General features: G+C 55.9%; 15 protein-coding genes and 1 pseudogene. 5 read left to right on the top strand and 11 right to left on the bottom strand.

Going from position 1 to position 16,117, the window contains the following annotated elements; genetic code table 11:
* Window positions 1–113 precede the first annotated feature (113 nt).
* Window positions 114–1,304 carry a patatin-like phospholipase family protein gene (locus EDC23_RS08385; protein ID WP_134083459.1) on the top strand — a complete coding sequence of 397 codons (1,191 nt, stop codon included), beginning with the start codon at window positions 114–116 and terminating at the stop codon, window positions 1,302–1,304.
* Window positions 1,305–1,388: 84 nt separating this feature from the next.
* On the opposite strand, the gene EDC23_RS08380 is transcribed toward EDC23_RS08385, so the two are convergent.
* On the bottom strand, window positions 1,389–2,375 hold the full coding sequence (locus tag EDC23_RS08380; RefSeq protein ID WP_166668813.1) for a phosphotransferase family protein: 987 nt from the start codon (window positions 2,373–2,375) through the stop codon (window positions 1,389–1,391).
* 51 nt (window positions 2,376–2,426) lie between these two features.
* Window positions 2,427–3,518, bottom strand: a complete 1,092-nt coding sequence (locus EDC23_RS08375; RefSeq protein ID WP_134083452.1) for a phosphotransferase family protein — start codon at window positions 3,516–3,518, stop codon at window positions 2,427–2,429.
* Between the two features lie 295 nt (window positions 3,519–3,813).
* Here EDC23_RS08375 and EDC23_RS08370 point away from each other — a divergent pair.
* Window positions 3,814–4,128 (top strand): annotated as a pseudogene (locus EDC23_RS08370) (integrase core domain-containing protein); the annotation flags it as partial.
* A gap of 15 nt (window positions 4,129–4,143) precedes the next feature.
* Here the strand turns inward: EDC23_RS08370 and EDC23_RS08365 are convergent.
* Window positions 4,144–4,947: a hypothetical protein gene (locus EDC23_RS08365; RefSeq protein ID WP_166668812.1), complete on the bottom strand. Its 804-nt coding sequence runs from the start codon at window positions 4,945–4,947 to the stop codon at window positions 4,144–4,146.
* 73 nt (window positions 4,948–5,020) lie between these two features.
* On the opposite strand from EDC23_RS08365, the gene EDC23_RS08360 reads away from it, so the two are divergent.
* Window positions 5,021–5,938, top strand: coding sequence for a bile acid:sodium symporter family protein (locus EDC23_RS08360; protein ID WP_134083443.1), 918 nt, complete (start codon window positions 5,021–5,023; stop codon window positions 5,936–5,938).
* 78 nt (window positions 5,939–6,016) lie between these two features.
* Here the strand turns inward: EDC23_RS08360 and EDC23_RS08355 are convergent, their stop codons facing one another.
* From EDC23_RS08355 to senA, 3 genes are all read right to left on the bottom strand, one after another.
* Window positions 6,017–7,372 carry an MBL fold metallo-hydrolase gene (locus tag EDC23_RS08355; RefSeq protein ID WP_134083440.1) on the bottom strand — a complete coding sequence of 452 codons (1,356 nt, stop codon included), beginning with the start codon at window positions 7,370–7,372 and terminating at the stop codon, window positions 6,017–6,019.
* A 272-nt stretch (window positions 7,373–7,644) separates the two neighbouring features.
* Window positions 7,645–9,906, bottom strand: coding sequence for a selenide, water dikinase SelD (gene selD, locus EDC23_RS08350; protein ID WP_134083437.1), 2,262 nt, complete (start codon window positions 9,904–9,906; stop codon window positions 7,645–7,647).
* 23 nt (window positions 9,907–9,929) lie between these two features.
* Entirely contained in the window at window positions 9,930–11,228 is a 1,299-nt protein-coding gene (gene senA, locus EDC23_RS08345; RefSeq protein ID WP_134083434.1) for a selenoneine synthase SenA, read from the bottom strand.
* Between the two features lie 172 nt (window positions 11,229–11,400).
* On the opposite strand from senA, the gene senB reads away from it, so the two are divergent.
* On the top strand, window positions 11,401–12,348 hold the full coding sequence (gene senB, locus EDC23_RS08340; protein ID WP_134083431.1) for a selenoneine biosynthesis selenosugar synthase SenB: 948 nt from the start codon (window positions 11,401–11,403) through the stop codon (window positions 12,346–12,348).
* A gap of 57 nt (window positions 12,349–12,405) precedes the next feature.
* Here senB and EDC23_RS08335 read toward each other — a convergent pair whose 3' ends face one another.
* From EDC23_RS08335 to EDC23_RS08315, 5 genes are all read right to left on the bottom strand, one after another.
* Window positions 12,406–13,044 carry a hypothetical protein gene (locus tag EDC23_RS08335; protein ID WP_134083428.1) on the bottom strand — a complete coding sequence of 213 codons (639 nt, stop codon included), beginning with the start codon at window positions 13,042–13,044 and terminating at the stop codon, window positions 12,406–12,408.
* A gap of 175 nt (window positions 13,045–13,219) precedes the next feature.
* Window positions 13,220–13,573, bottom strand: coding sequence for a hypothetical protein (locus EDC23_RS08330; RefSeq protein WP_134083425.1), 354 nt, complete (start codon window positions 13,571–13,573; stop codon window positions 13,220–13,222).
* A 226-nt stretch (window positions 13,574–13,799) separates the two neighbouring features.
* Window positions 13,800–14,111: a cupin domain-containing protein gene (locus EDC23_RS08325; protein ID WP_134083422.1), complete on the bottom strand. Its 312-nt coding sequence runs from the start codon at window positions 14,109–14,111 to the stop codon at window positions 13,800–13,802.
* 1 nt (window position 14,112) lies between these two features.
* On the bottom strand, window positions 14,113–15,066 hold the full coding sequence (locus EDC23_RS08320; RefSeq protein ID WP_134083418.1) for an arginase family protein: 954 nt from the start codon (window positions 15,064–15,066) through the stop codon (window positions 14,113–14,115).
* Window positions 15,067–15,231: 165 nt separating this feature from the next.
* The gene (locus EDC23_RS08315) at window positions 15,232–15,453 is read right to left on the bottom strand and encodes a hypothetical protein (RefSeq protein ID WP_134083415.1); all 222 of its coding nucleotides are present in this window, start codon (window positions 15,451–15,453) and stop codon (window positions 15,232–15,234) included.
* 192 nt (window positions 15,454–15,645) lie between these two features.
* Here EDC23_RS08315 and EDC23_RS08310 point away from each other — a divergent pair, with 192 nt between their 5' ends.
* A complete protein-coding gene (locus tag EDC23_RS08310) occupies window positions 15,646–16,059 on the top strand; it encodes a secondary thiamine-phosphate synthase enzyme YjbQ (RefSeq protein ID WP_134083412.1) in 414 nt (137 codons plus the stop codon).
* Window positions 16,060–16,117: the final 58 nt, after the last annotated feature.

Genomic DNA, 16,117 nt, shown 5'->3' with positions numbered 1-16,117 from the left:
ATTGACAAAGAAACAGACGAACGAGTTGGCTGCATGACAATCTCTGACTATGCTATTAAGTGTGAGCAGGAGAGCCTGATTGTATAACAGCGATAACCCGACAGGCAGCACCCATGCAGTCCGATAAACCGAAAACCGGCCTGATCATGACCGGCGGCGGCGCCCGTGCCGCCTATCAGGTCGGCGTACTCAAGGCGGTAGCCGACATCTTGCCCCGCCGGGCCAGCAGCCCGTTCCAGATTCTTTGCGGCACCTCGGCCGGAGCCATTAACGCCAGCGCGCTGGCGACCCACGCCTACAACTTTCGCAAGTCAGTGCAGCGCATCGCGATCATCTGGTCCAACTTTCACGCCGAACAGGTGTTTCGCACCGACGCACTCGGCATCCTGCGTACCAGTTTCAACTGGTTCATGGCACTGATGTCGCTGGGCATGAGTCACCACAGTCGTGCACTTTCCCTGCTGGATCGCACCCCCCTGCAGAACCTGCTCGAACAATACATCCGTACCGAAGATATCCAGCACTCCATCGACAAGGGTTTTTTACACGCCCTGAGCATCAACGCCTCCGGCTATAGCTCACACCAGTCGGTATCGTTCTTCCATGGTCAGCCCGAACTCGAACCGTGGAACCGATTCCGGCGTATTGGGGTCCGCACCGAAATCAACGTCGACCACCTGATGGCTTCCTCGGCAATCCCGTTCGTATTCCCACCGCAGAAAATCAACCGGGAATATTTCGGCGACGGCTCCATGCGCCAGATGGCGCCGATCAGTCCGGCCCTGCATCTGGGTGCCGACAAGGTCATGATCATCGGCAACCACATGGAACGCGCGGCCCCCCAACATCAACACACGCACGAAAGCCGCCCCCCCACCATTGGCCAGATCGCCGGACATGTGCTGGACAGCATCTTTCTCGATTCGCTGGATGCCGATATCGAACGACTGGAACGGATTAACGACACCGTGGATTTGATTCCTCAAAAACAGCGTGACAAGCACGGTTTTCCCCTGCGCCATATCGACACCCTGGTCATCTCGCCCAGCCAGGATATCGGCGATCTGGCCGAGGAATACATCGATCAGCTTCCGCGCAGCATGCGTCTGCTGCTGCGCGGCATCGGTGCCTATCGTTCCGATGGCTCCGACCTGGTCAGCTACCTGCTATTCGAACGCGCCTATACCCGCAGGCTGATCGACCTGGGCTATCAGGACACCATGGACAAGAAACATGAATTGATAAAGTTCCTGGATGTGGACCACATAATCCAGGATATGGCGACGCAATCAGGAAAGAGGTAGCGGCCAACAGGTAATGGCAGTATTCTCACTCGACGGTAACAAGACAATACCCATCCCTCTCAACATTCCATGCCCGTTTTTTCCTCACGCAAGCATTTCAATAACCAGTGAATGAAGCTTCCGACTGATAATAGGGATACCTGCTATCCTGCCGCCCTTTCGCGCATATTCCCTGTAAAATTCCACAAGCCTGATCGCGACACAATCCCGGAGTATAGCTTCATCGATATCATGTTCGTTCCGATACGCATCCAGGAATGTTCTCCGGGCTTTCCCTGGAGCTGTTTCAGGAAACCACAACAGCGCGCGTAGCACCTCCAGTTGACTACAGACAATGGACAGATCATCGTAAGGCGATCCAATGCCTGTGTTCTCGAAATCGATCAGGGAGACACTCTCATTCTTTACGAGAATATTATCCATGCGGGGATTACCATGTACCAGGCAGTTTGTCGCAGCATTTGGCACCTTTTTCAGGGCCAACTCCATAACTTGTCGTAGCTTCTGATCTGAGCAGTCTTCGGGAGACCAGCGGGAAGCCGTTTTCCGAACACTCCGATCGCTTTCAATAAGATCCTCCTGGACAGGAAGATTATGCAACTGACCAAGTGTCCTGCCCAGATTTTCATACACACGGCACAGGCCTGACTGATCAAAACCCGGCATACGAAAAGCACTCATATAGAGAAACCGGTTGAGTGGCAGACCTCGAACCTCGGCAACAAGAATATAGCCTTTCAGCAGCGATACCGTGGCGGCTCTGGCGGCATAATAGCCCTGGACATATGGTAGACTCTCCGAAGTCACCCGGACACCAAGGGATTCCCGCTGCATCATACGCTCTCTGATACTGACAGGCAGTTTAAGGTACCAGGCATGATCCCCGGTCACATAGTAGACGGTATTCTTGTCCCGTTTGATGAACCGGAACTGAAACCTGTCGAGTTCAAACTTGCCTCGCCTGGAAGCCTCCCTGAGCGAGTCCGCATGTACCTCGACCAGATTGGTCAGTTCCTTCAGCTCAACCTGCCAGGATTCATCATCGTCCTGATCCGGGCTATCTCGCAGCATGGTCAGGCACCAATTTTCAAAACAGGTATCCCAGGGAATCAACCATATCAGTCATGGACCCTGATGAAATCTAATATGAGACTTCAACCTTTTTATTAAATTACGAGCAATCATATGCCGATATATGCCCCGTGCAGACGTCCATCGCCTGTTAGCCGACAGAGAAAGCAACCTTGATATCGCGAGGGACAGGAAAATAATTCTGAGTTCAGGCCGATAATCCCAGAACTGTTTGTGATCCGTATCAATGCCATAGCCATTCAGAAAGGCATCAACAAGGTGACTAACGATCGAATTTTTGTAGCGCAGTTTTTCCTGGAGCGTTTCCAACTGAAAAACAAAATAGCCGGGATCAAACAGGGGCGAGCCCCAGGTAGTACTTTCAAAATCGAGGCCTGCGATTGTCTCACCATCGACCATCAGATTTCCGGCAAAGAAGTCGCCATGAATACTGCAAACGGCTTCCTCACCAGATCGGTGATCCGCAAGGTTAGTATTCAAAAAATACGTTATTTCACTCACCAGTGCAGGTTCCAGCAACCGGGGATCCTCATCAACCAGTTGACGCAGGCGGTCGATTGTTTGCTCAACGATACGGCCAGCGCCCTTCACTTTCATGAGTTCGATGCCAGACTCCTGGCCCGGGCAATATCCCTCGGTAAGCGCCTGAAATGATCTCAGCCACCCGCCCGCCAGTCTGCAGTCATACTCCAATCCCCGGATATCCCGGGCGGATGTGAAGCCAAGGGCATGAGACTCGATCTTTGTCTGTAAAACGGTCCCTGCGATGTGCCCTGTAACTACCAGGCGATGTTCAGGTGAATGATAAACAGGTTCTGGTACCCGGAATTGTCCGGTCGTGTCGATAGCACCATAGAGATGATTATTGAGATCGAAATCCCGGGCAACACGCCGCTGTTTGATTTCAGGATTAACCGAAGGATTGAGAATCTTGGCCCAGGCCAGCCGGTCGCGCCCGTCATCGGTAATTATCCGGCAGTACATGATAAACGATAACCGCCGGTTCAGAAGTTTCAACGGCTCAATACGGGTCACGACCGGACGACCCTCGGTACCGAGCTGCTCACCAAGCATCCATAAAACGCTCTGTGCTCTCACATGTACGACCTCCTGTTCGATCATGTGATTGGCTGGTTTAACCAGACCTGGATAGCCGGAGATTCACCAATCAGGGGAGAGGGGTAGGGAGATTTGCTTCGCTACACAGAAATGCCAAACAGCGCTCCAGGCATTCCGAACTTCCGATCAACCGCCATTCCCTTTCCGGCTTGATTCGCGTAATTATCAACTGCTTTCAGCAGTGTTCACCGATGCCGATCAGCTGTCAAGCCCCGTATCGTACAACGCCGGCAGTCCATGATGGTCGGCTGTTATCCCTATTTTAAATATCGCCAATCCGACAACACCCGCGGCCCCTTTTCAACGACTGTGCCGACGCCTGGGTTTGACGCATCGGCTGACCAACCGTACAGCCTTCGAACCAATGGCAAGGCCGAGCGATTTATTCAAACCGAGCTGCACGAGTGGCCTGCGCCCGGGCGTCCTCAATTCGGCGCAAAACGCCCGGCAGCTTCCGGTCTGGCTGCATGAGTACAACTGGCACCACCCTCATGCCAGCCTGGATTACAAACCGCCGGTTAGCCGGTTGAGGCTTTCCGCGAACAACCTGATGGGTTTACACAGCCGGATACCAGAATCGGGAACCTGCCCCTGCCAGAAGGGCCTTGCGTAACAGGACTCCAGAGAATCAAATTCCCAGTTGGTGATAAATGACTTCCGCATCCTTGCCAAGTCGCGCGTGCCAGTCGCCAAGGATCTGTTCCCTGCCACGCCCTGCGCGAACCGCCTCATCTAGCCAGGCCAACGCCCCGGGGGAGCGCTGTTCTGACTCATGGGCCTGTTCTTTATCATATAACTGATCGAGCGATGGGCTGATCGTTGCCAGCGCGCCGCAGCGTTGCCAGACCCGGAAACATTCTGAAGGCGTGGCCCCCTCGACAAGCGTGGCACGGATTGCCTCGGCCCAGGACGCCGGGGGTAACTGTTCCACCCTCCCCTCTGCCACCATGCGCTTGAGCAAGCCGTAGGTGCCATGCGCGATATGAAAGCCCCATTTCACCAGGCAGGCCGCTTCCACGCCAATATTCAACAGATAGTCGGGATGGCGGGCGAAATGGGGCGTAACATGGCGTAACAGGCCGTTTTGTAAATCCTCTTCACCATCGAAGGGATCGATCAGGTGATCCTGGTCGTCCAGTGCCATGGCATGAATGGTCAGATCGCGGATTGCCAGTTCCGAGTCCAGATCGGCCCGAGCGCTGATTTCAAGGATCGTGCTTCCGCTGTTGTACTCTCGCACTTCGCGCCGGGCCAGTTGATAGGGCTCATCCGTTTGTGGATCACGGTACAGTCCGGCACTGACATCCAGCGACTGAAAACCCTGCGCCAGCATCGTGTCATGATCGGCACCGACCACCACCCATTCATTGCTCTCTACCGACAGATCAAGCAGGCGATCGCGCACCGGTTTGCCCACACGATAGTACTGCATGGTAACTCCTGTTCGAGGATGACGGTGACAATGGTATACAATCGCACCGAAGCCTGACCAAAACAACAACGCCATGCCTGCTTTTGTGATTCGCCTGTTTCCCCTCTGGGCCCTGCTGCTCAGTGCGCTGTCCCTGTGGCAACCGACTTTGTTCACTCCGCTGAAAGGCGGGATCATTCCCCTGTTAATGCTCGTCATGTTCGGCATGGGGATGACGCTGACCCTGCGTGACTTCGCGCGAGTCTGGCAGCAACCCGGAGTAATCGGGCTGGGCCTGGCATTGCAATTTATTATCATGCCACTGGCTGCCTGGTTGATCGGTCACGGCCTGCAACTGGAGAGCGCGCTGATCATCGGCCTGGTGCTGGTCGGGGCCAGCCCTGGTGGGACCGCCTCGAACGTGATCTGCTATCTGGCCCGCGGCAATGTCGCGCTATCCATCAGCCTGACGCTCAGTTCGACCCTGTTGGCCGTCCTGCTCACGCCACTGTTGACCTGGCTCTATGTCGGGCAACAGGTGCCCGTGCCGGTGCTCGATATGTTATTGAATGTCTTGCAGATCATCGCCGCCCCGGTATTACTTGGCGCGGCCATCAATACGCTGGCAGGGTCGTATGTTCGCAAGGTACAGGGACTCTTCCCGTGGCTGTCGGTGGTGGCCATTGTGTTGATCATCGCCATCATCGTCGCATTGAATACCGAACGTCTCTGGCAGATTGGTCCACTGTTGTTGATTGCCGTGATTCTGCACAACGCCCTGGGCCTGGCTGGCGGCTATCTGTTTGCCCGGCTGTTTCGTTACAACACCGTAACCGCCCGAACCCTTGCTATCGAAGTCGGCATGCAGAATTCGGGGCTCGCCGTGGCCCTGGCACTGAAATATTTCCCGGCCATCGGCGCACTAACGGCGCTGCCGGGCGCACTGTTCAGTATCTGGCATAATCTGTCGGGATCGGTACTGGCTGCGTGGTGGTCGCGTTCAGGAAGGTGAGCAGGAAAAGGGCTGTGCCAGATTGAAAAATTAATCCATCTGGCCAGCCCAATGGCTTCAATCATCAATGCAACGATTTCATGCCGCGTGTTTCTGTTGTTGCCAGGCTGTCATGGAGCCCAGGTACACATCCACGTTGTTATATCCGCCGCGCTCCAGCACACTGGCCGCGATGGCGGCACGCTGGCCGCTGCCGCACATAACGGTCCAGGCCTTGTTGCTGTCCAGCTCTTTGAGTTTATCAGGCAATTCGCCGACATAGACATGTATGGCCTCTGGCATGCGCTGCGTCTCGACTTCTTCAAGTCCGCGGACATCCAGTAACTGCCAGTCGACGGACGGTTTGTTCAACCGTTGCTCGACGGTAGCCGTATCGACGAAATCGACGCTGGCAAATGGCTCTCCGGCGGTCACCCAGTCCATGATGCCGGCGAGATAACCCTCGACCCGATCAAAGCCGATGCGGCCGAGATGACGGGCAGCCTGCCAGGCATGTTCGGCATTCTCGGCGATCAGCACCAGTCGCTGCTCCGGTTTGATCAACCAGCCGGCGAATGCCGGGATCATCTCTTCAGGCACGCACAGCGAATCCGGCAGATGCGCCGAGGCATAGGCTTCGGCGCTGCGGACGTCGACCCGGAGCACCTGCTCACCGAGGCTCTTGATATCTTCGACGCCCAGCGCGGCCGGGTTGGGGTCCATGGGATCGGTGCCACTGAGGTTAAGCGCCTCCATGAGCCGGAAGTACGGCGGCTGATAGTGATGTTCGGCCACCTTCACCTTGATAAATTCGTCGCGCCCGGTGATCTGCAGGCGGGGATTGTTGAGCCGTTCGTGCCCCAGCGTCGAGAACTCGCGATCCGCCATGCCGCTGCCGCAGACCGAGCCGGCGCCGTGAGCCGGCAGCATGATCGCCTGATCACCCAGGGCGAGAATCCGTTGCAGGCTGTCGTACAGCAGTCCGGCCACCTCCTCGGCCCGCTCCGGATAAAAGTCGGTCCGACCGACATCACCGATGAACAGGGCATCGCCGGTAAACACGGCAACCGCCTCCTTGCCACTGGCATTGTCATAGACCGCGATGGAAATACTGTCGTCCGTATGACCGGGCGTCTCCAGGACCTTCAGACGCAGATCGCCCAGTTGCACTTCCTGGCCATCGCGCGCGGTTTCGGCATAGCGCACCTCGCCGGCCGCGTTGGGACCGTGATAGACCGTCGCCCCGGTACGCTCGGCCAGCAGGCCGGCGCCGGAGACCAGATCCTCGTTGCGGTGGGTTTCAAATATACAGCTAATACGTGCGTTATTCGCCGCAGCGATTTCCTCATAAACTTCAATGTCGCGACGCGGATCGATCACCGCCGCCTGGCCGCCTGCGCCAATCACATACGACAGATGAGCCAATCCGGGTGATTTGATTTTTTCCAGAAACATATGCCCTCCTTCAGAACAGTCTGCAGTTTCTATCTTGCAAAAGGACATGGAGCCCGATACAGGCACTTTAAACCCTGAAAGACCACGTCATCTATGCGGGACAACAGCAAATTGATCATTCTCAATAGAAGCCAAAGAAGCGCATCGCGCTATTGCCTTTTGAAAACCCCGTATAATCTATACGGAACGGTCGTCTTGCAATATGTCCCTGGTGCAAGTCAAGCGCGTGGCGAGATCATGGCGCTGTTACGAAGGATCGTACAATTCGTGCGTTACTGGATGCGAATGGGCGCTTCCCGGTCCGAACGTGGCTCGATCTGGCCGATCGTTACCGCCGCCGGATAGCCCATTTGATGCAGCTCTTCAATACAGGCACTCACCCGATCCCGGGGAACGCCGGCGAGCAGGCCGCCGGCGGTTTGCGGATCGAATAACAAAGGATATGCCGGATGACGTGACACGCGTTCGATATCGTCGATGGCACGCCGCAGCCGCAGGTTTTGCGGCTGCAGGGAAGACAGAATACCTGCCTCAACGGTTTGCAGGGCGCCATCCAGTAACGGCAAGGCATCCATATACAGGGTGGCATCAACTTCCGAGGCCCGGGTCATCTCAATCAAATGACCCACCAGTCCGAAGCCGGTCAGATCGGTACATGAGGTAGCCCCGTAGCGCTGTAAACAGTGTGCGGCCTGTTGACTGGAGACCAGCATCGACTGGATGGCCGCGTCGACCCAGCGCCCCCGGGCTTTGCCACGCATCTCTGCCGCAAACAGCGTTCCCGTGCCGATGGGTTTGGTCAGCACCAGGGCATCGCCCGGCTGCAAACCCTCCTTGCGCCAGGCTTTATCGGGATCAATCAGGCCGTTGACGGTCAGGCCAAAAGCCAGCTCCGCGCCTTCGCTGGAATGGCCTCCGGCCAGCACGGCGCCGGAAGGTTCGAGAATGTGCATGGCACCGGCCAGCACGTCATACAGCGTTTCTTCCACAATACGTTCACGACCGTAGGGGACTGTGGCAATGGCCAATGCCGATTGCGGCTCGGCCCCCATGGCAAACACATCGCCCAGCGCATGGTTGGCGGCAATGGCGCCAAATGTATAGCTGTCTTCGATGAAAGCACGAAAATAATCAACACTCTGCACCATGACCTTGTCTTTCGGCACGGTCAACATGGCGCAGTCATCGGGAGAATCCCGGCCGATCAAGACATCGTCACGTTGTGTGTTAGGCAGGCGTTGCATAACGCGGGACAGTACCGTGGCGCCAACCTTCGCACCGCAACCACCACAACGCATCGCCAGGGTGGATAGTTCCTTTATCGCCGCCGCATCGGCGATCCCGGCAGCCAGCTCGGGACTGCCTTCCTCATCCATCTCGGGCAGCTCGTTATACTTTTGCATGAAGCGACGATCGATCCAGTCCTTGATACTCCACAACCGGGCCGATTCATAAGACCAGTTACCGCGTGACGCCACCGCGTATTTATCGCCCGTGCTGATCAGCCCCAGGAAGTTCTTCTGTGGCCGGTAGCGACGCATACGCCTGCCAGTGGCAGCAGCCGGAAGGTTGTGCGCGAGCACCGGTCCCTGTCGAACAGCAAAGACGCCGGACTTGGGACGGGAATCGGTCAAGGAGGCGATATCTCCCGCTGCAAATACATCTTTGTGTGACAGGGATTGCAGGTGTTCATCCACCTGGATAAAACCCGCTTCATCCACCGCCAGACCGGCTTTGGCCGGCCACTCCGGCGCCGACGCCGTGGTAACCCAGAGTACGGCATCCGCCGCATACGCCTTGCCGTCGGCGGTAAGCACCTTGTCCGCTTTGACTTGCGTGACTTGTGTTGCGGTTTTGACCGTGATATTACGTTGCGCCAGTATTCGCTCGAAACGTTTCTGCACTCCGGCGTTATGCATGTGCATGATGTCGTCGCTGGCACTGATAATCGTGTAAACCACGTTTTCGGGATCCTTGCCAGCCGCTTTAAGGATTGTTTGCAACCGCAGCTGCGTCGCTAACGCCAGCTCCACGCCACCGGCTCCACCGCCAACGACGACAATGCGAAAAGGTCTCTTGCCTGCACGAACCTGCTCGATCAGTTGATCCCATTTATTCAGGAAAACGTCGATGGGCTTGACGGACAATGCGAAGTCATCCACACCGGGGATATCGACACTGGACGGCCGTGAACCGGTGTTGACAGACAAAATGTCATACCCGATTGGTGGGCGCCCGGCGGCATGCACGATTTTATTGTCCAGATCCAAGGATTCGACTTCGGCATGATAAAGACGTGCGCCCGCAAAGCGGGCCAGCGGTCCCAGGTCGATATGACACTCGTCATAGTCATAATGACCGGCGATAAAACCGGGCAGCATACCGGAATACGGCGTGTGAATATCCCGGGTCACCACAGTAACCCGCAACCCCGGGACCGGTCGCATGCCGAGTCGCCTTAAAACCGAAACGTGGGAATGCCCCCCGCCGATGAGGACCAGATCTTTGACAACAGGGACGTCCATCTTATGCATAACAACTCAACCGGTCTGTCAACTCAACGTTCGGCGCAGGTACGAAATCCGGCGAAAACATCATTTCGCTCAGGACCATAGTAGGTCCGCCAGGTATTGCGAATCAGCCGCCCGCGGGTGGGCCAGGCACCGCCGCGCAGAACCCGGGTTATCCCGAACAATGGCTGCGAATAGTCCTGATACATATCGGGCTCAAAACCGGGGAAGGGCATAAACGTGTCCTGGGTCCATTCCCAGACGTTACCCATCATTTGCCGGCAACCAAAAGCACTGTCGCCCGCAGCATGCGCCCCGACATCCACTACGCCCAGCGCGTAGCCATCCAGATTGGCCTGATCCGGTCGTGGCGGATTATCTCCCCAGGGAAAACGGCGTTTGACCGGTGATAAGGTACGGCCATCTGCCGAGGGTTCAGCCGCTGCCGCGGCTTCCCACTCGGCTTCCGTCGGCAGGCGTCTGCCGGCCCAGCGACAATAGGCCTGGGCTTCATGCCAGCAGACGTGGATCAACGCCGCATTCACAGGCATCGGCTGCCACTGATCGAACTGCTTTATCTTCCAGCCATCCGCATCAAGACGCCAGTATACGGGATGTTCGAGCCGGGCCTTGTTACGCCATTCCCAGCCTTCTTCATCCCAGTATTCACGCTTGTTATAACCATCGGCTTCGACGAAACGCAGATAATCACCGTTACTCACCGCCGCTCTAGCAATATCAAACGATTCGAGTTCGACAGGATGTGCCCATTTTTCGTTATCGAAGACAAAACCATCTGTTGGCCTGGCTCCCAGCATAAACTCGCCACCGGGTATTTTTACATCCCCTTCCAGTCCGCCGGCATCCAGTATACGGTATCCCGGCTTGCCAATATCGGGGGCGGGATAGTCCAGTGTCTGGCGGGTATAGGTATAGGCCTCGTTGTGCATGTCGTGATGAAAGACCGCGTATTGCGCGAGGTAATCCCGTTGCGCATCCTCGCCGTTTGCCAGACAGGCTTTTACCCGTTCTTTGACCGTCTGGATATATTCCAGTGTCTGCCGCATCGTCGGCAACGGCAGGTCCCAGCGTTCATCATGGGCGATCGAAATCGAGTCGTACAGCTGATCGGCATCCTCACGGATCGGAGGCCTGTGCAGATGCTGGCGCAACACCCAGTACTCGTAAAAATAGGCCGCGTGGCCGATCTCCCAGCGTAACGGATTGACGATGGCCAACCTGGGACCCATTAATTGTTCCGAAGACAGACCGTCAACAAGCGCCATGCTGCGCTGGTGCGCATCCTCGATTTGCTTTGCAATTTGATCCGGATTAAGTTTATACATGCCTGAGTTACTCGGATTATTGTATTCTGCCCAACAAGCAAATCAATGAATGACAGGATTCTTGTGCGATAGAATCAGTATAAAGTTGTGGAGCCGGACCCGCAACGCCCTTTCAGAAACAACATGTGATTCTGAAAACAATAATTTTTTTACCGGATTAACCTAATCGATTATGCGCATCATTCTGGTCACACCTGCACCACCGAAATCACGGGCCGGCAACCGGGCCACCGCCGCTCGCTGGGCCGCGATCCTGACCTCGTTCGGTCATCGGGTGGAGATCACCACCGGGTTCAGCGGGCAGAACGCGGATCTTATGATCGCGTTACATGCCTGGCGCAGCGCCAGCTCCATTCAGCAATTCGCCGAGGCATTTCCCCGGCGCCCCCTTATTGTTGCCATCACAGGTACCGATGCCTACCGCTTTATACATACTCATCCCGATATCACCCTGCAATCGATCCGATTGGCCAGTCATCTGGTCGGTTTGCACGATCTCATCAGCAATACACTGCCGCCGGATGCGCGGCACAAGATGCACGTCATTTACCAGTCGGCCAGGCCCATTGCCAAACGCCAGCCATACAAGCGTTATTTCCATATCTCGGTAATGGGACATTTGCGTGAGGAAAAGGACCCCCTGCGGCCGGCACTCGCTGCCCGCCACCTGCCAGACAGCAGCCGTATCAAGGTACATCAGTACGGCAAAGCGCACAGCGACGAGTGGGCAAAGCTGGCACGCATGGAGATGGAGGCCAATCCCCGCTACACCTGGCATGATGAAATTGCCCATCACCGAATCAGACAGATATACCAGCGGACCAATCTGCTGGTGTTACCCTCGCGCATGGAGGGCGGAGCCAATGTCATTTCCGAAGCCGTTGTAGCCGGGATCCCGGTAATCGCCTCGGACATTGAAGGATCCCTCGGGCTGCTTGGCGAAGACTACCCTGGCTATTATCCGGTGGAAAATGAGCAGGCCCTGGCTGATCTTATGCTGAAGGCGGAAACCGACAACAGCTTCCACGAAAAACTCGAACAGGCCTGTATTGCCAAACAACCGTTATTCACACCTGAAAACGAGAGCCGGGGGTGGAGAAACCTTCTAAGCCAGCTCTGACCCACCTGGCAAAGAAACTGCTTTCAGTTTCTAACACAACTTCCTGTCGCAAAACGGTTAATTATCGCCATAGGGATCATCCATAAGCAATACACTGATGTAGGGTGCGTACGTTAATACCGCACCCTGCACAATTCCCAGCTCATTGAATGCATTCACCACCTGCTCCATACAGGATTCATTTTTCGGATCGTCTTTCAGGGCGTTCATGGCAAAGAGCAACGGCTTGATTTCTTCGTCTTCGACATACCTCTCCAGCATCTGAATCGCGCTCTCGAGTTTCGCCGCATCAATCGATTTATTGTTGTATTTAAATCGTTTCTGATCAGACTCCTCGAATTCCGGCGGCTCCTCATAAACGTTTCCAGCGATCCCTGCAGGGTAAGAGTCCGCATCAAGCCCGGAAACAGCATTACCTGCGGCCAGTATTTGTTTCTGCAACGCCACAACAAAAGCGTTAAATTCTTCAGTGTTTGGTTTATCCAGAAACAGGGACAGCATAGGCTCGGACTCGGCACGACCATTAAACTCAAGATAGGGTTTATTAATAACAGGCTCAGGATCCAGGACTGTCAACCCCACCGTGATTTTCTCCTCTTTAAATGGCGTTTTCATGCGCACATTAATAACGTCATTGACTATTTCGAATTCCCGGGTGCCTTTAAAAAGGTGTTTTTGTACAAGTTTTGTGGTCATGGCGGTGTGATTACTCAATGATAAGAGGCAGTGACTGATGATAATGCAAATGGTTCGCGTTTGTCACCGGACCAAGGCCCCTGCCCGGGCCCTTCGGGCAGGGACGAGGTGGGTTTGCAGGGGCTAATTTGTATCACCCCGCCCTTACCCTCCCCTTGCAGGTGAGGGAATAATACTACTCGAGGTTGGCGCCCATTTTTCTGGCTATCGCGGTGATTAAGGGTTCGGGGGGATAATCCACATCGGCGCGCTGCAAATAGGTCTGCCACTGTTCAAATTGCATAGCCAGCTCGGGATTGGTGCCATGGCAACCCACCAGATTGATGACATGGTCACCTATTTTCCAGGGGCCGTCACCTTGTATCTCACCTTCGATGACGTGTGTCTGTTCCCAGGGCTGGCCCTCGTGCCAGTAGAGGTCAAAATACAGCAATCCCCTGGGATGCGGGAAATGGTGGGCGATAACCTTCTCCTCGCCATCGGGCGTACGAATCATCAGCGGCGCGGTAATACTGAACAGATCAGCCATAATTCTCAGGGCAATGTTGAATTTTGAATGTTGGATTGTGAATTATACCATGCGCGCCTGAAAGGCGCAGGGCCGAGGGGCGAGTTACGAGGGGCGAGGAAAACTTTGCAACCCTTTGGATATTGGTATCCCTGGAGTGTTTTATTTAACCTGTTTGAAAAATTTCCTCTGCGTTCTTTGCGTCTTTGCACCCATACAACGGGCATAAACGCCTCTGCGTTGGGTTTTATACTCGCACGGCATCGAGGCTGACGACCGGTTCGTCGCCGACCACTTCAGCGCTATGCACGACGCCGCGGGGGACGGCGAGGCTGTCGCCGGGTTCGAGGATGACGCGTTCGCCTTCCATTTCGAGCTGGAAGCGGCCGCTGAGCACGGCGTCAATCTTGTCCACCGCGTGGGTGTGGGGCGGGAAGACGGTGCCCGGGGGATAGACGTAACGATTGACGCTGTAGCCCTGGCGTTCGAGTTTGTCGGTCAGGGCCGCTTCGCTGAGCGGACCGTCTTCGGCTTCGTTCCAGTGTTGCAGCTGTGGCATATTACGCCTCTGGATACGTGATCATCTGCTCCACTACCGTGGTCCAGGCTGTGGCCAGATTATCCAGGTTATACCCGCCCCCGCCCAGGGCCAGCAGGCGACCCTGGCTGTGCTGATCGGCCAGTTCACACAGGCGCCGGGTCACATGGGCATGAGTGGCCTCGCTGTAGTGCAGGTGAGTAATGGGATCGCCCTTGAGGCTGTCGGCACCGCATTGCAGCAGAATCACCTCGGGCTTTTTCTGCGCCAGGAAGTTTTCCGCCTCGGGCCAGATGTCCAGAAACTGCTCGTCATCGGCCTGCATGGGCATGGGAATGTTAAGCTTGGTCCCGGCGGCCTCGCCCTTGCCGGTCTCTTCCGAGGCGCCGCTGCCGGGATAAAGATGGCGGCCATCCTCATGCACATCGACGATGAACAGTTGCGGATCGTATTCAAAGCTGTAGAAGACGCCGTCGCCGTGATGAGCATCGATATCCACGTAGGCGATCCGTTTTATCCCGTAGATCTCGCGCAAGGTCTCGATAATCACACCGCAGTCGTTGAACACGCAAAAGCCGGCGGCGCGATCCCGATACGCATGGTGCAATCCGCCGATAGGGATGAAGGCCCGTTTGTAGTGGCCCTGCATCAGTTGTTCGAGCGCCGCCAGGCCGGTACCTACCACGGTAGCGGCGGCCTCATAAATGCCCTTGACCGCCGGGGTGTCCGGGTCGAGCATCCCGCCGCCGCTTTCGGAGGCGGCCTTGACCTCCTCCACGTATTCACGAAGATGGAACCGTTCGATCGCTTCTTCGCTGGCGCCGACCGGCGCGCCATGACTCACTCGGCGATCCAGCTGTTTCTGTTTGAATCGTTCGACAAAGGCGTCATGACGTTTCGGGCCAAAGGGATGATCGGCGCCGAAATGATAACGGGCCAGTTGTTCACCGGTATAGACAATCAGGTTATCGGACATGGTAAACCTGCCGGAAAGTCGTTGTTCTCATTGCCTTGCTCCTGTTTCCCTCGCAATTTTTTAGCATGAATTTGCTGCGCAGAAAACCGGACGTCCCCTTTCAAACAGCCCCGAAATGAAAAACGCGCCGGATGGCGCGTTTCTGACCACGACGCGGGGTTGAATTCAACAGGCGGTAATATCCGGGTGTAGCCCCTGATTGTGCAACACATCCATGATGCTCATGGGCATGTTGTGCCGCTCCTCGAATTCGATCAGCATGTCATGCTCCTTGCTCGCCTCGACTTCGACGTTGCTGACATGGGGCAGCGCCATCAGTTCACTGCGAAGCTGTTCCCGCCGTTGATCGTCCAATGTGTCGTCAAAATGGATCTGGATGGTGCGCATACCACTCTCCTGACAATGTCGATTAACTACATCTCTTACTTATAAGGTATAGGCAATCGATCGCCACACCACAAGCCGCCGGGAAACAAAAAATCAGGCCCTGACAAAGGGGCTCTCTCACCGGCCGGGCCGGTTCAATCCGCCACCCGGCTCGCTTATAATGGCCCGACATTCATACGGATAAACAACCTCATGCTGGCACAGGAGCAGTTTTCGGTTTCCACCCGTGGCCGCGGGACTTATGACATTACCGCCAGTGTGCGCAAAGTGGTCGAGCGTACCGGCATCGAGACCGGACTGTGCCACGTGTTTGTGCACCACACCAGCGCCTCGCTCATTCTGTGCGAGAACGCGGACCCGGCGGTGCGCCGGGATCTGGAGACCTTCATGGCCCATGTGGTGCCGGACGGCGATCCGATGTTCGAGCACAGCGACGAGGGACCCGATGATATGCCCGCCCATGTGCGCACCATCCTGACCCAGACCGATCTCAGCCTGCCGGTCAGCGGCGGGCGTTGTGCGCTTGGCACCTGGCAGGGAATCTATTTGTGGGAACACCGCACCGCCGCGCATCAACGGCGCATTACGGTGACGGTCCAGGGTTGAGGCCAGGCCGGTATCCATACTGTGACAAAAACCGGGTATTTAACCGTTGGTAACCGGA

It is taken from the genome of Thiohalophilus thiocyanatoxydans, from assembly GCF_004366735.1.
GTDB classification, from domain to species: domain Bacteria; phylum Pseudomonadota; class Gammaproteobacteria; order UBA6429; family Thiohalophilaceae; genus Thiohalophilus; species Thiohalophilus thiocyanatoxydans.
The sequence above is the reverse complement of the archived record's forward strand: the minus strand, read 5'-3'. Positions and strand labels throughout refer to the sequence as shown.